Origin of the sequence: Aeromonas genomosp. paramedia, assembly GCF_023093515.1 — a bacterium.
Classification (GTDB): domain Bacteria; phylum Pseudomonadota; class Gammaproteobacteria; order Enterobacterales; family Aeromonadaceae; genus Aeromonas.
In genome coordinates this window covers 158,187-172,870 of sequence record NZ_JAAROG010000018.1, presented here as the reverse complement: position 1 = coordinate 172,870, position 14,684 = coordinate 158,187, and the positions used below count along the sequence as shown (strand labels likewise).

Annotated in this window: 13 protein-coding genes; 11 read left to right on the top strand and 2 right to left on the bottom strand. The window is 65.1% G+C overall.

Translation table 11 applies throughout. The features are described from left to right. Positions 1–6: 6 nt before the first annotated feature. Entirely contained in the window at positions 7–1,572 is a 1,566-nt protein-coding gene (locus HB860_RS13910; protein WP_247627035.1) for an ATP-binding protein, read from the top strand. Between the two features lie 3 nt (positions 1,573–1,575). Further along, positions 1,576–2,268 (top strand): response regulator, encoded by a 693-nt coding sequence (locus HB860_RS13905; RefSeq protein WP_005324712.1) that lies wholly within the window; start codon positions 1,576–1,578, stop codon positions 2,266–2,268. Positions 2,269–2,345: 77 nt separating this feature from the next. On the opposite strand, the gene HB860_RS13900 is transcribed toward HB860_RS13905, so the two are convergent. Then, entirely contained in the window at positions 2,346–3,233 is an 888-nt protein-coding gene (locus HB860_RS13900) for a DMT family transporter (RefSeq protein WP_247627034.1), read from the bottom strand. Positions 3,234–3,329: 96 nt separating this feature from the next. Between HB860_RS13900 and HB860_RS13895 the strand changes: the two genes are divergently transcribed. Next, positions 3,330–4,124, top strand: coding sequence for an AraC family transcriptional regulator (locus HB860_RS13895; RefSeq protein WP_247627033.1), 795 nt, complete (start codon positions 3,330–3,332; stop codon positions 4,122–4,124). Between the two features lie 51 nt (positions 4,125–4,175). Here the strand turns inward: HB860_RS13895 and exaC are convergent, their stop codons facing one another. Next, positions 4,176–5,693, bottom strand: a complete 1,518-nt coding sequence (exaC, locus tag HB860_RS13890) for an acetaldehyde dehydrogenase ExaC (protein WP_247627032.1) — start codon at positions 5,691–5,693, stop codon at positions 4,176–4,178. Between the two features lie 296 nt (positions 5,694–5,989). Here exaC and HB860_RS13885 point away from each other — a divergent pair, with 296 nt between their 5' ends. The 8 genes from HB860_RS13885 (at position 5,990) to HB860_RS13850 (ending at position 14,622) form a co-directional block, all read left to right on the top strand. Then, the gene (locus HB860_RS13885; protein ID WP_247627031.1) at positions 5,990–7,660 is read left to right on the top strand and encodes a sigma-54-dependent Fis family transcriptional regulator; all 1,671 of its coding nucleotides are present in this window, start codon (positions 5,990–5,992) and stop codon (positions 7,658–7,660) included. A gap of 318 nt (positions 7,661–7,978) precedes the next feature. Next, positions 7,979–9,259, top strand: coding sequence for a GGDEF domain-containing protein (locus HB860_RS13880; RefSeq protein WP_247627030.1), 1,281 nt, complete (start codon positions 7,979–7,981; stop codon positions 9,257–9,259). A gap of 135 nt (positions 9,260–9,394) precedes the next feature. Beyond that, complete coding sequence (locus HB860_RS13875) at positions 9,395–9,805, top strand: VOC family protein (RefSeq protein ID WP_202046898.1); 411 nt, start codon at positions 9,395–9,397, stop codon at positions 9,803–9,805. A gap of 102 nt (positions 9,806–9,907) precedes the next feature. Further along, on the top strand, positions 9,908–10,597 hold the full coding sequence (gene phoB, locus HB860_RS13870; RefSeq protein WP_041206225.1) for a phosphate regulon transcriptional regulator PhoB: 690 nt from the start codon (positions 9,908–9,910) through the stop codon (positions 10,595–10,597). A gap of 8 nt (positions 10,598–10,605) precedes the next feature. Further along, on the top strand, positions 10,606–11,901 hold the full coding sequence (phoR, locus tag HB860_RS13865; RefSeq protein WP_042648619.1) for a phosphate regulon sensor histidine kinase PhoR: 1,296 nt from the start codon (positions 10,606–10,608) through the stop codon (positions 11,899–11,901). Positions 11,902–12,191: 290 nt separating this feature from the next. After that, positions 12,192–13,166, top strand: coding sequence for a PstS family phosphate ABC transporter substrate-binding protein (locus tag HB860_RS13860; protein ID WP_139438166.1), 975 nt, complete (start codon positions 12,192–12,194; stop codon positions 13,164–13,166). Between the two features lie 152 nt (positions 13,167–13,318). Next, positions 13,319–14,128: a M48 family metallopeptidase gene (locus HB860_RS13855; RefSeq protein ID WP_043131085.1), complete on the top strand. Its 810-nt coding sequence runs from the start codon at positions 13,319–13,321 to the stop codon at positions 14,126–14,128. Further along, positions 14,116–14,622 (top strand): GNAT family N-acetyltransferase, encoded by a 507-nt coding sequence (locus tag HB860_RS13850; RefSeq protein ID WP_247627029.1) that lies wholly within the window; start codon positions 14,116–14,118, stop codon positions 14,620–14,622. The genes HB860_RS13855 and HB860_RS13850 overlap by 13 nt, the downstream gene beginning before the upstream one ends. Positions 14,623–14,684: the final 62 nt, after the last annotated feature.

The window sequence follows — 14,684 nt, the reverse complement described above, 5'->3', positions numbered from 1 at the left end:
GAATCGATGAAACTGCGCCACCAACTGGTCACCCTCTCCCTCGGGCTGTCACTGCTGCTGATCCTGATCCTGGGGGGCCTGCTCGCCCTCTTCATCCGCCACCTGCTGGAGAGCAACCTGGAGGAGAAGGGGAGCGATCTGGCCCGGGTGCTGGCGGCGGACGGCCGGGTGGTGCAGGCCCTGCAGCAGGGCAGCGATCCCGGCCTGCGGGACTATGTACAGGGGATCTGCAGCCGCACCGATGCCGCCTACATGGTGGTGACCGACGAGCATGCCCGCCGCCTGAGCCACCCCTCCCCCGAGCTGATCGGCGCGACCTTCCGTGGCGAGGATATCTGGCCGGCGATCCACGAGCGGCGCAGTTACTGCTCCAGGGACGCGGGCACCCTCGGCCCGGCCATCCGCTGCTTCTCGCCTGTGATAGGGGCGGACGGGCGCGCCATAGGCGCGGTGGCGGTGGGCTACCTGATGCGCACGGTGGAGGGCATCTATCTGGAGCGGATCGCCCTGCTCATCAGCGCCATCGGCGCCGTGCTGGGATGTGGTCTGCTGCTGGCGTTCTGGTTGCAGCACCGGCTGCGGCGCACCCTGCTGGATCTGGAGCCGGAGACCATAGTCAACCGCTTCGCCCAGCAGGATCTGGTGCTGGAGAGCATCTCGGAGGGGATAGTGGCCCTCGATGGCAACCATCGCATCAAGATGCTCAACAGCGCGGCCTTCTACCAGCTGCGGCTGCCGGGCACAGGTCGCCACGCCCTGCTGGGGCACTCCCTGGCCGAGCTGGCCCCCAGCCTGCTGCCCGCCCTGGAGCAGGAGGGCGGGGTGAACTTCACCGTGCAGGGGGAGGCCTTCGTCGGCCACTGGCAGGAGCTCGGCGGCCGCGAGCCGGGGCGCATGCTGATCTTCAGCCGGCCGGACGGCACCGGCAGCCTCGGCATGCAGGTGACCCACCTGCGCCAGTATGCCGAGATGCTGCGCATCCAGACCCACGAGTTTGCCAACAAGCTGAGCAGCCTCTCCGGCCTGCTGCAGCTCGGTCACGTGGATCAGGCGGTGGAGCTCATCCAGCAGGAGAACGAGGCCTGCCAGACCATGCTGCAGGATCTGCTGCGCTCCATCGAGAACAAGCCGGTGGCCGGTCTCATCCTCGGCAAGTTCAGCCGGGCGCGGGAGCTCGGGGTCGAGCTGGTGCTGGATCCCGGCTCGGCGCTCGGGGAGTACCCGGCCGAGGTGTCGGCGGATCTCATCACCTGCATCGGCAACCTGCTGGACAACGGCATCCGGGCCGCCTGGGCGAACCGCCAGCGGTGCGCCCCCCGGGTGCTCATCTCGGTGGATGACTTCGGGCGCCGGCTGGTGATCGAGGTGGAGGACAGTGGCGAGGGGGTGGACGAGGCGCTGGCGGATCACCTGTTCGACTATGGGGTCAGCCGTCAGACCGGGGATCACGGGGTCGGCCTCTTCCTGGTCAAGAAGACGGTGGCCCGCCGCGGGGGTGTGATAGAATGGCGCCGCACCGCCGAACAGACCACTTTGTTCGGTATCTATTTGAATAAAAACCAATTGGTGTGAGTCATGAAGCCAATCTTCACTCTTGTTATCGAGGACGACGAGCGGATCGGCGCCATCCTGGCCGAGCTTATCTCCTCGACCCCGGGCTACTCCCTGCTGGGGCGGGCCGAGAGCCTGGCCCAGGCCGATCTCATGATGCGTGCCACCGAACCCCAGTTGCTGGTGGTGGACATCTCCCTGCCAGACGGCTCGGGCCTGGAGTGGGTGAACCGGCTGCGCAGCCACAACCGGGAGGTGCTGGTGGTCATGGTGACCGCCTCCTGCGACGTGGAGACCATACAGCAGGCCCTGAATCTCGGGGTGCAGGACTACATCATCAAGCCGCTGCGGCTGTTTCGCATCCAGCAGAGCCTGGACGAGATCCTGACCCTGCATCGCCGTCTGTGCGAGCGCGGCCTGCTGGAGCAGAGCGATCTCGACCGCCTGATGGGCAAGGGGCGCATTCAGCCGAGGGAGGTGCGCGACACCCCCAAGGGCATAGACGCCATCACCTTGCGCCAGGTACTGGAGCTGCTGGCGGGGGAGCCGGACACCGCCTTCTCCACCGACACGGTGGCGCTGCGGTTGTCGCTTAGCCGCACCACGGCGCGCCGCTACCTGGAATTTCTGGAGTCCGAAGACAAGCTGGACGTGGATCTCAACTACGGCCAGCGCGGCCGCCCCGAGCGCCGCTACCACTGGCGCCGCAGCAGCTGAGATGGTGCTAACCCGCAGATGAAAGAAGGGAGCCTGAGGCTCCCTTCTTTCATCTCGCCAGAGCGGCGTTCGCACGCTTATGCCCCTTCGGGCAGAGGGCGGCGAAGCCTTGGCTTGAACTGGGAGATCATGACGCCGGTCAGGATCAGGCCGCCGCCCAGCAGGTGATAGCCGTGGATGGGCTCACCCAGGGAGATGACGGCGATCAGCGCCGTGCACAGGGGCATCAGGTTCATGAACACAGAGGTGCGCTCCGCCCCCAGGCTGGCCAGGCCGCGCATCCAGCAGTAGGCCGCCAGCAGGGAGGAGGCGAGCCCGGCGAACAGCACCAGACCCCAGCCTTCGGCAGGCACCGCCAGGGAGTCCGCACTCAGGGCGACTGGGATCAGCAGCAGCACCGCCAGCAGGATCTGCAGATAGAGGTTGAGCCAGGGGCCGAACGGCAGTTGCCAGCGGCGGATCAGCAGGCCATAGAGGGCATAGCTGGCGGAGCCGAGCAGCATGAGGCCATCCCCCGGATTGATGCCGTCGTGCAGCAGGGCCAGGGGGTTGCCCTTGCCGAGCAGCCAGAGCACCCCGAACAGGGAGAGGCTCATGCCGAGCAGCGCCTGCTTGCCCGGGCGCTGGCCGAAGAAGAGGGCGCTCTGCAGCAGGGTCAGCAGCGGGATGAGGGAGCCGATGACCCCCATGTTGGTGGCCGAGGTGCTGTGGGCGGCGTAGTAGGCCAGGCACTGGTAGAGCACCATGCCAAGGGCTGCCAGCACCAGCAGCTTGCCGAGCCAGGGGCGGAGATCGCGCCGGCGGCGCCACAGCTGCGGCAGGCAGAAGGGGGAGAGCGCCAGGGCGGCGATCACCCAGCGGTAGAAGGAGATGGCGGCGGGATCCAGCACGCCGGCGGCGGCCTTGGAGACCACGGTATTGGCGGCCCAGATCAGGATGGCGAACAGGGGGAAGAGAAAGGGCATAGGCACTCCTTGATACGATGGGGAGAGTCTAGCCTTGTCTTGAACGATGCAAGTAGCGTAAATAAGACATGTCATAACCGCTTTGGGACAATCTTCATGGGCAGCCTCACCCTGGCCGAGCAGGATCGCCTGCTGGCCGACCCCAACCCCCTCTATTTTCGCTACAGCCAGATCCAGGGAGGCAACGCCTGCGCCGAGCACGCCCACCCCTGGGGCCAGCTCAGCCTCATCAGCCTGGGGGTCATGGTGGTGGAGGTCGGGGGAGAGCGGCTGGTGGCGCCGGCCGACTACCTCATCTGGGTGCCGGCCAACCTGCCCCACAGCGCCTTCAACGAGCAGACCCTGGACTACACCTCCATCTACGTGAGCCACGCGCTGGCGCCGCGCCTACCAAGGGAACCCCAGCTGCTGGCGTTGACTCCCTTGTTGCGCGCCCTGCTGGAGGACTTTACCCAGCGTCGGGTCGGCCATCTGGAAGACGAGTGGGACGCGCGCCAGGGGGAGCTCTTCATCGAGAAGCTGGCCCGCACCCGCTGCCAGCCAAGCTACCTGCCCCAGAGTCGGGACCGCCTGCTGGCACCGCTGTTGGCCGCCCTGCACGCGGCCCCCGAGGACAACCGCACCTTGGCCGAGTGGGCCAGGGTGTTGCACACCACGGAGCGCACCCTGGCGCGGCGCTGCCAGAAGGAGCTCGGCATGAGCCTCGGCCAGTGGCGCACCCGGCTGCGGCTGGTGAAGGCGCTGGACTGGCTGCGGGGGGAGATGCCGGTGCAGGAGATAGCCTGGCGCCTCGGTTACACCTCCACCTCGGCCTTCATCGCCATGTTCCAGCGGGAGCAGGGGGGCGCCCCCCAGCGTTATCGCCAGCAGCTGGGCCAACCCGTGGCCTGAGCTGCATGAAAAAGGGCGCCCGCAGGCGCCCTTGTGGATCACAGGATGGGCTTAGAAGAAGCCGAGGGGGTTGATGTCGTGGCTCACCAGCAGGTTCTTGGTGTTCTGGTAGTGGTCCAGCATCATCTTGTGGGTCTCGCGGCCTATCCCCGACTTCTTGTAGCCGCCGAAGGCCGCGTGGGCCGGGTAGGCGTGGTAGCAGTTGACCCAGACCCGGCCGGCCTGGATGCCGCGCCCCATGCGCCAGGCCAGGTTGCTGTCCCGGGTCCACAGGCCCGCCCCCAGCCCGTACTGGGTGTCGTTGGCAATGGCCAGCGCATCCGCCTCGTCCTTGAAGGTGGTGACCCCGAGCGCCGGCCCGAAGATCTCCTCCTGGAACACCCGCATCTTGTTCTGGCCCGAGAAGATGGTGGGCTGGATGTAGAAGCCCCCCTCCAGGCCATTCACAGTGGCCGGGCCGCCGCCGATCAGCATCCTGGCCCCTTCGCCGCGGCCAATCTCCATGTAGCTCAGGATCTTGTCGAACTGCTCGCGGGACGCCTGGGCGCCGACCTGGGTATTGGTATCGAGCGGGTTGCCCTGCACGATTGTGCGGGCGCGGGCCAGCACCCTGTCCATAAAGTCGTCATAGATACTTTCTTGCACCAGGGCGCGGGAGGGGCAGGTGCACACTTCCCCCTGGTTGAAGAAGGTCATCAGCATCCCTTCCACCGCCTTGTCGATGTAGCTGCTCTCATGCTGCATCACGTCGGCGAAGTAGATGTTGGGGGACTTGCCGCCCAGCTCCACGGTGGAGGGGATGAGCTTGTCGGCGGCGCAGCGCAGTATATGGGCGCCCACTTCCGTCGAACCGGTGAAGGCGAGCTTCTGGATCCGGTCGCTGGTGGCGAGCGCCTGGCCCGCCTCGGCGCCGAAGCCGTTGACCACGTTGACCACGCCGGGGGGCAGTATGTCCTTGATGAGGTCCATCATCAGCATGATGGTGACCGGGGTCTGCTCGGCGGGCTTGAGCACGCTGCAGCAACCGGCGGCGAGCACGGGGGCCAGCTTCCAGGCCGCCATCAGCAGGGGGAAGTTCCAGGGGATGATCTGGCCGACCACGCCGATGGGCTCCTTGAAGTGGTAGCTGACGGTGTGCTGATCCAGCTCGGCGGCCGAGCCCTCCTGGGCGCGGATGCAGCCGGCGAAGTAGCGGAAGTGATCCACCACCAGGGGGAGGTCGGCGGCCAGGGTCTCGCGCACCGCCTTGCCGTTCTCCCAGGTCTCGGCGACGGCGAGCACCTCTATGTTCTGCTCGATGCGATCGGCGATGCGCAGCAGCAGGTTGCTGCGCTCGGTGACGCTGGTCTTGCTCCAGCTGGCGAACGCCTTGTGGGCGGCATCCAGGGCGAGCTCGATGTCGGCGGCGTCGGATCTGGCCACCTCGCAGAACACCCGACCATCCACCGGCGAGACGTTCTCGAAATAGCGGCCGGCGCGCGGCGCCACCCAGTCGCCACCGATGAAGTTGTCGTAACGGGACTTGAAGCTGACCAGGGCACCTGCCTGACCGGGAGCGGTATAAATCATCTCATCATCCTTATGTGTGTGGTCCTGACCGGCCTGGCGGGCAGTCCGGTTGCTTCTCTGTATCGCAAGGGCCGTGCCAGAGGGTCTGACCAGAGGACGAAAAGTTACAAAAACGTTATCAAACGGGGTGCGGCGGCGTATCTTGATTAACCAGTGACCGCGGCGGTGCCGATGAGACTGTGCCGTTTCTGGACAGTGGCCGTGACACTGTGCCCTTTGTGAACAGGAGGCGTGATGAGCGAGTTACCCCAATCTAGTCCCGGCCCTATTCATGTTCTGTATGAGCAGGAGGCGTGATGAGCGAGTTACCTCAATCCAGTCCCAGTCCCAGCCCGATCCAACGCTCCTGGCAGCGCTGCCTGCATCAGGGCCTGCTCCGTCAGCAGAGCGCCGAGCTGGATCTGCTGCCCCAGGGGGAGCTGTCGGCCCGCCAGGAGCAGCACAGAACCCTTATCACCTGCTTCCAGCGCTTCGTGCTGCCGCTGTTTGCCCAGTTGCTGGCGGGCAGGCCCTGTCGCCTGCTGCTGTGCGACGGTGAGGGGGCCATTCTGGCCGCCAGCGGGGACGACGGCTTTGCCCGCCACGCCGAGCGCATTTTTTTGCGCAGCGGCGCCCGCTGGGGGGAGGCGAGCAAGGGCACCAACGCCATCGGCACCGCGCTGGCAGAGCAGAGCGAGGTGCAGGTGCTGGGGGCCCAGCACTTCTTCGCCCAGCACAGCTTCCTCAGTTGCAGCGCCTGCCCCCTGCTCGGGCCGGACGGGCAACTGCTCGGCGTGCTCGACATCTCAACCGATGCGGCCCACCACGATGGCGATATGCTGGGCACGGTGCGGCTCCTGGCCATGACGCTCGAGAACGCACTCTTGGCGCGCCAGCCGGGCTGGCTGGTGGATCTCGATCCCCAGAGTCTCTGGTCTGCCCGTCTGCTGCTGGGGGAGGGGGGCGAGCTGCTCGGGGCCAACCGGGCCGGACGGCTCTGGCTAGGCCAGCACCCGTTTGACGGCAAGCAGCTGCTGCGGGATCGGCGCGGATTGCGGCTGGTGCCCGATCCCGTGGTGATTAAAACCGAAACCCAGTCCCTGCCGGCAACGCCGCCCGCCACCGCCGGGGTGCCCCTCAAGATGCTGGAGCGGGGCATCTCCCTGCTCATCGAGGGGGAGACCGGCAGCGGCAAGGAGCACCTGGTGCGCGTCCTGCACCGAGGGTCGAGCCGACGGGACAAGCCTCTGGTGTGCGTCAACTGCGGTGCCCTGCCAGCGGATCTGGTGGAGGCCGAGCTGTTTGGCTACGTGGGCGGGGCCTTCAGCGGCGCCCGCAGCCAGGGCAGCCAGGGTTATCTGCGCGCCGCCCATGGGGGCATCCTGATGCTGGACGAGATCGGCGAGCTGCCGCTCCCGGCCCAGACCCGGCTGCTGCGGGTGCTGCAGGAGCGCACCGTCACCCCGGTGGGCAGCCACAGACCTGAGCCGGTGGACTTTTGGCTGGTGAGCGCCAGCCACCGGGATCTGGCGGCCATGGTACAGGGCGGCGGGTTTCGCGAGGATCTTTATTACCGCATCTGCGGCTGGCGCCAGCATCTTGCGCCGCTGCGGGCCTGGCCCCAGGGCGAGCGCCTGGGCTTGATTCGGCGCCTGCTCGCCGAGATGGACCCGGCCCTGCAACTGACGCCGCAGGCTGAGCAACAGCTGCTGGCCCATCCCCTGCCCGGCAACGTGCGTCAGCTCAAGCAGGCGCTGGAGGTGGCCTGCGTGCTGGCGGAGGGGCAGGGCTGGATTGACCCCGCCCACCTGCACCTGCCCGAGGTGGCCGCCATGCCGGCTCCCCGGGGTGCCACCACCCTGCGCGAGCAGAGCCGGCAGCGGGTGCAGCAGACCCTGACGGAGTGTGGTGGCAACGTGAGCGAGGCGGCGCGCCGCCTCGGCATCAGCCGCACCACCCTCTATCGGGCGCTGCGGGAAGAGGGCTAGGGGGTGTTGCCGTACCGCTTGCTTGTGTAGACTGGGGCTCTGCGATGATTTTTCTTTATTTTTCCATGGCATGGAGCGCTCAGTGGTGAAAGGAATGATGACATCGGGAACCCGCTTCCCCAGGAGCTGGCGTCCGCCTCTTGCGGTGCAATGCCGACAGGATTCAGCCCGGCGGATGGCAGGCGACGCCCTGCGCGCGGGCTGAGCCGACCAATGCCCCTGCGCCCACGAGGGCGTGTGTAATAACCTTGGATCTGGATCAGCACGGTGCGGAATTCCAAGGTGTAGAGTAAAAGCTCTTTTTCAGGTGTGATCGCCATGACCCCATCCTATTCCCGCGTGACCAATATGTTGTTCTGGAGCCTGCTGCTCGGCAGCCTGCTGGCCATCCTGGTGTTCGAGTTCGGGCCAGAGCAGCGGCTGGACATACTGGGTCAGGCCAGCATAGCCGCCAGGGCCCAGGATGACCGCGCCCATGGGGGCCAATCGGTCACCACGCTGATCGCCGGGGGCGACAAGCCGGCCATCGACTGCAAGCTGCGCGCGGGCCACAGCTCCCCCTTCTGTGAGCTGATCCTGACCCTGTCAGCCCCCGAGTGGGGGCTGGATCTCTCCCACTTCAGCGGCGTGCGGGTCAAGCTGAGGGTGGAGGGGGGCGAACCGCAGAGCTGGCGCCTCTATCTGCGCAACTATGATCCCGCCTACTCGATAGCCGGGGACGAGATCTCCCACAAGTTCAACGAGGTACTCTTTCGTCCCGACGATTACGGCCGCATCCAGGACATCCCCCTCAAGGTGTTCGCCCCCAGCTCCTGGTGGGTGCAGCAGTACCGGATCCCGCTGGCGCAGCAGGGGACGGATCTGCACCATGTCTATGCCATCGAGCTTGCCACCGACGACAGGATGCAGCCCGGGGACTACCGGTTGATCCTGGATAAGCTGGAGTTCTATGGCCGCTGGGGCAAGCCGGGGGACTTCTACCGCCAGCTGCTGCTGGGCTGGCTGGTATACGGCATACTGCTGTTTCTGACTCAGTACCTGCTGATGGGAGACAAGCTGCGCAAGGCCCGCGAGGCGCGGCTGGCGGCGGAGGCGCTCAGCCAGAGCCTGTGCGAGCAGTATCGCCGCACCGAGGAGGAGGCCCGCTACGATCCCCTGACCGGGGCCCTCAACCGGCTCGGTGGCGAGAAGCTCTTGAGCGAGCTGGGGGAGATGCCGCTCTCCTTCATCTACATCGACATCGATCACTTCAAGGGGGTCAACGACACCCACGGCCACCCCATGGGGGACGAGGTGCTCAAGCACATGGTGAGCGAGCTGCTGCGCCACTGTGACAGCCTGTGCCGCCTGGTGCGCTGGGGGGGAGAGGAGTTCGTGCTGGTCTGCCTGCACCATGAGCAGGCGAGGGCCGAGAGGCTGGCCGAGCGGCTGAGGGGAGCGCTGGAAGCCTACAGGGAGTGGCCCCTGGGACTCAGGATCACCGCCTCCTTCGGGGTGGCGGAGCGGCGCGGGGACTCCCTTGAGCTGACCCTCAAACGGGCGGACGAGGCGCTCTATCAGGCCAAGGAGCGGGGTCGCAACCGGGTCGAGGTGGGCTAGGGCGCAGCCCTGCCAACCGGCGAAGTGCCTTGCCTTCGCGCAGGTGATTGCGGCTGGAGCACTGGCCTTGCAGCCGTTATGATGCGCCCCAGCCGGGGCTTGGCCCCCTTCACTCATCCATCGAGGAGTATCTCCATGTCACAACACCTGGGCGCCCTGGCCCTGCTGGTGGCCGATTATGACGAGGCCATCGCCTTCTTCACCCAGGGGCTGGGGTTCGCGCTGCTCGAAGACACGCCCCTCGACGAGCCGGGCAAACCGGGCAAGCGCTGGGTGCGGGTCGCTCCGCAAGGCGCTCCCGGTTCTGCCCTGCTGCTGGCCCGTGCGGCCACCCCCGAACAGCAGGCCGCCATCGGGCGGCAGGGAGGAGGCCGGGTCTTCCTGTTCCTCGAGACCGACGACTTCTGGGGGGATTACCAGCGCATGCAGGCGTACGGTGTCCATTTTTGTGAACAGCCCCGCCAGGAGCCCTATGGCACAGTGGTGGTGTTCGAGGACATCAGTGGCAACCGCTGGGACCTGCTGCAACTCGCTGCTGCCAGTTGAATCTGAAAACGTTTATCATCCCGCCTGTCATAAAGTCATAAAAGTGTCACAGAAAGTTCTAATAATTGGCGCACCCATCTTCACAGAGGAGAGAGAAGGGATATGGCTAAGCGAATTCTGGTGGTCGAGGACGAGGCACCAATCCGCGAGATGCTCTGCTTCGTGCTCGAGCAAAAAGGATATGAGACGGTTGAGGCAGAAGATTATGCCGATGGACTGGCGAAGGTGCGTGAACCTTACCCCGAGCTCATCGTACTGGACTGGATGATGCCAGGCGGCAGCGGCATCCAGTTCATCAAGCAGCTCAAGCAGGACGAGGTGACCCGCCAGATCCCGGTGGTGATGCTGACCGCCCGCGGCGAGGAGGAGGACAAGGTGCGCGGCCTTGAGGCGGGTGCCGACGACTACATCACCAAGCCGTTCTCTCCCAAGGAGCTGACCGCCCGCCTGCACGCCGTGATGCGCCGGGTCTCCCCCACCTCGGTGGACGAGGTGATCGAGGTGCAGGGACTCAAGCTGGATCCTGTCTCCCACAGGGTCAGCGCCGAGGAGAAGGCGCTGGACATGGGACCGACCGAGTTCAAGCTGCTGCACTTCTTCATGACCCATCCCGAGCGGGTCTATAGCCGCGAGCAACTGCTGAACAATGTCTGGGGCACCAATGTCTATGTAGAAGACAGGACGGTGGACGTGCACATCCGTCGCCTGCGCAAGGCCATCGAAGAGACCGGGCACGACAGATTGATCCAGACGGTGCGTGGAGCCGGATACCGCTTCTCAACCCGTCTCTAGGGGATAACATGTTGCAACCTTACGCCTGGCGGCGACAGTTGTGGCGAATGGCGTTCTTCTACGCCCCCTTCGTCTTGGTAGGTTGGTTGATAGAACACCTCTCCCTCTGCCTGCTGGTGGCGACCGTGCTGCACCTGGGCTGGCACTACCGCTTCCAGAAGCGGCTGTCGGACTGGCTGTGGCACGATCGCAGCCTGGTGCCGCCCCATGGCAGCGGCAGTTGGGAATACATCTTCAATGGCATCTACAAGTTGCAGCAGCGCCACCGGGCCCGGCGCCGCGAGCTGGCGGGCCTCATCCGCCGGTTTCGGGAAGGGGCAGAGGCCCTGCCCGATGCCGCCGTGGTGTTTCGCACCGACGGCAGCATCCTCTGGTGCAACCGGCTGGCGGAGCAGCTGCTCGGCTTTCGCTGGCCCGAGGATGCCGGCCAGCACATCGGCAACCTCATCCGTCACCCCGGTTTCGTCGCCTACCTCGGCAAGGGGCAGTATGACGAGCCGTTCGAGATGAGCTCCCCCATCAACGAGGAGAAGTTTCTCGAGTTTCGCATCATGCCCTATGCCGAGGATCAGGCCATGCTGGTGGTGCGGGACGTGACCCGCCTGCGCAGCCTGGAGAAGACCCGCAAGCACTTCGTCTCCAACGTCTCCCACGAGCTGCGCACCCCGCTCACCGTGCTCAAGGGCTATCTGGAGATGACCGAGGAGCCGCCCCCCCCCGCCATGTGGGCCAAGGCGCACAAGGTGATGATGGAGCAGACCATCCGCATGGACAACCTGGTCAATCAGCTGCTCACCCTGTCGCGCATCGAGGCGGCCCCGACCGTGGATCTCTCCCATCTGGTGGACATGCCCGCCATGCTGGGGCTGCTGGAGCAGGAGGCGCGGGCCCTGTCGGGAGAGAGTGCCCATCAGATAGAGTTCCAGGTGCAGTCCAATCTGTTCGTGAAGGGGGACAGGGACCAGCTGCGCAGCGCCGTCTCCAACCTGGTCTACAACGCCATTCACTACACCCCGGCCGGTCGCAAGATCACGGTGGAGTGGCGCAAGCAGGGGGCCATGGCGCTCTTTGTGGTTCAGGACGAGGGGGAGGGGATAGCCCCGGAACACCTGGCGCGGCTCACCGAGCGCTTCTATCGGGTCGACAAGGCCAGATCCCGCCACACCGGCGGCTCCGGCCTTGGCCTCGCCATCGTCAAGCATGCCCTGAGCCATCACGATGCCCAGCTCGAGATAGAGAGCCGGGTCGGCCAGGGCAGCCGTTTCAGCTTCCTCATCCCCGGCCGTATGGTGGTGGTTAAATAGTCTTTTTTTACAAATGGTTAGCAATAAGAAAGGGGGCGGCGAGAGCGGCCCCCTTGGCATTTGTGCCGCGCCCGGCCCATGTCATCAAAGTGTCATATAAATTCCATAAATTTGTCACTGCCAGGTCAGATACTGGCGCCGTCTTAAGAACAGACCCAGCGTCACCTTGGGAAAGAGGGGACGGAATAGAACTTAACAATCTGACTGATGCAGTCGGGTTGACCACCGCAAGACAGTGTTAATCGGCGCCATGTATTGGCAATTGCCTTCTGTAACTTTGGAGAGATTGGATGAAACTCAACAAACTGGCTGGTGTAATCGGATTCACCGCAGCAACCCTGTTTTCCGTCAGCGCCCTGGCTGCCGGTGTGGATAAAGATCTGCCGGATTACGCCCCGACCAGTGGCATCTCGGGCAACCTGTCCTCCGTGGGCTCGGACACCCTGGCCAACATGATGACCCTGTGGGCCGAAGAATTTAAGCGTGTCTACCCCAACGTCAACGTGCAGATCCAGGCCGCCGGTTCTTCCACAGCCCCGACTGCCCTGACCGAGGGCGTCGCCCAGTTTGGTCCCATGAGCCGTGCCATGAAGGCCGGTGAGGAAGAGGCGTTCGAGAAGCGCTACGGCTACAAGCCGACTGCCATCCGCGTCGCGGTTGATGCCCTGGCGGTGTTCGTGAACAAGGACAACCCCATCAAGGGGCTAACCATGCAGCAGGTTGACTCCATCTTCTCCAGCACCCTCAAGTGCGGCGAAGCCAAGGCCGCCACCAAATGGTCCGATCTGGGTCTGGATGGCAACTGGTCCAGCAAGGATCTGCAGCTGTTCGGTCGCAACTCCGTCTCCGGCACCTACGGTTACTTCAAGGAGCACGCCCTGTGCAACGGTGACTTCAAGAGCGGCGTGAACGAGCAGCCGGGCTCCGCCTCCGTGGTGCAATCCGTCTCCGCTTCCCTGAACAGCATCGGCTACTCCGGCATCGGCTACGTCACCTCCGGCGTGCGCGCCGTACCGCTCTCCAAGGACGGCACTACCTTCGTCGAAGCGACCGCAGACAACGCATTGACCGGCAAGTACCCGCTCTCCCGCTTCCTGTACGTTTACGTGAACAAGGCTCCGAACAAGCCGCTCTCCCCGATGGAGCAGGAGTTTGTGAAGATGATGCTCTCCAAGGCGGGTCAGACCATAGTCGCCAAGGATGGTTATGTACCGGTTCCTGCCAAGATCGCCGAAGCCGATCTGAAGAAGCTGGGCATCATGTAATCCCGCTTCTGCACCGCAAACAAACGAGCCCGCACGGGCTCGTTTTTATTTTGGCGCCATGGGATCTTTTTGGTCGCATGGGGTGGCGCCTGGCTTGCACCGGAGGGCGGCATTCCCGAGAATAGGGCAACTTCACGGTAAAGGACCCTCTCATGCGTGCATCTTCCCTGTCCAAATTCGGCCTGGCAGCCTTGTGCAGCGCCCTGCTGGCCGGTTGTGCCCAGTCGCCGACCGGCCGCAGCCAGATGCTGCTCTTCTCCCCCCAGCAGATGAACCAGCTGGGGGCCGACTCCTTCGAGCAGATGAAGAAGCAGGAGAAGGTGAGCAAGGATGCCAGGGTGAATGCCTATGTCTCCTGCGTGGCCAAGGCGGTCACCGCCCAGGTGCCTGCCAGCTATGGCATCACCAGCTGGGAGGTGGTGGTGTTTGACTCCAAGGAGGTCAACGCCTTCGCCCTGCCTGGCGGCAAGATCGGCGTCTACAGCGGACTGCTCAAGGTCGCCAAGAATCAGGATCAGCTCGCCACCGTCATCGGCCACGAGCTGACCCACGTGCTGGCACAGCACTCCAACGAACGCCTCTCCCGGGATCAGCTGACCGGCATAGGGCTGGCGGTGGCCGATGCGGCCATCGGCAGCAGCCAGGGAGGCGGTGCCACCATGGCGGCGCTCGGGCTCGGGGTTCAGGTGGGGATCACCCTGCCCTATGGCAGGACCCAGGAGAGCGAGGCCGACAGACTCGGTCTGGAGCTGATGGCTCGCGCCGGTTTCAATCCGGCCGAGGCCATCCCCCTGTGGCAAAACATGAGTGCCGCCGCCGGTGGCAAGGCGCCGCCCCAGCTGCTCTCCACCCACCCAAGCGACGAGAATCGCATCGCCGAACTGCAGGCCCAGCAGGCCGAGGTGCAGCCCCTGTATCAGCAGGCACGAGCGGCAGGGCTGGAGCCCAAGTGCAAGGCATAAGCCTGAGGCTGGCCCGTCCCGCCGATGCCGCCGCCATGACGGTGATGCAGCGGGCCAGCTGGCTGGCGGCCTATGGCGGCGTGCTCGGTGAGGATCTGCTGGCCCAGCTGGCGGTCACCGAGCATCTGCAGATCTGGCGCCGCCGGCTCGCCGAGCCGGCCCCCGCTCCCATGCTTCTCTGCCAGGACGAGGTCGTCATCGGCCTGCTCTATTGGCACCCAGCCCACGAGGAGGGGATGATGACGGCGCGCATCCGGGCGCTCTATCTGCACCCGGAACACTGGCGTCGGGGCCATGGCAAGCGGCTGTGGCAGGCGGTGGCGGTGCAGATGCGCAGGGCCGGCTGCGAGTGCGTCAGGCTCTGGCTGCTCGATGGCAATCACATCGGCGAGGGGTTCTACCTGCGCCGCGGCTTCGTGTTTGACGGCCAGGAGCGCACCCTGACGAGCCTGGGACAACCCTGTCTTCAGCGACAAATGTTCCGTTTGCTTTGAGCTGGCTCCCGTTTTTCGCCCATGGTTACTTTATTTTTTTTGCGAATTAATACAATGTGCCC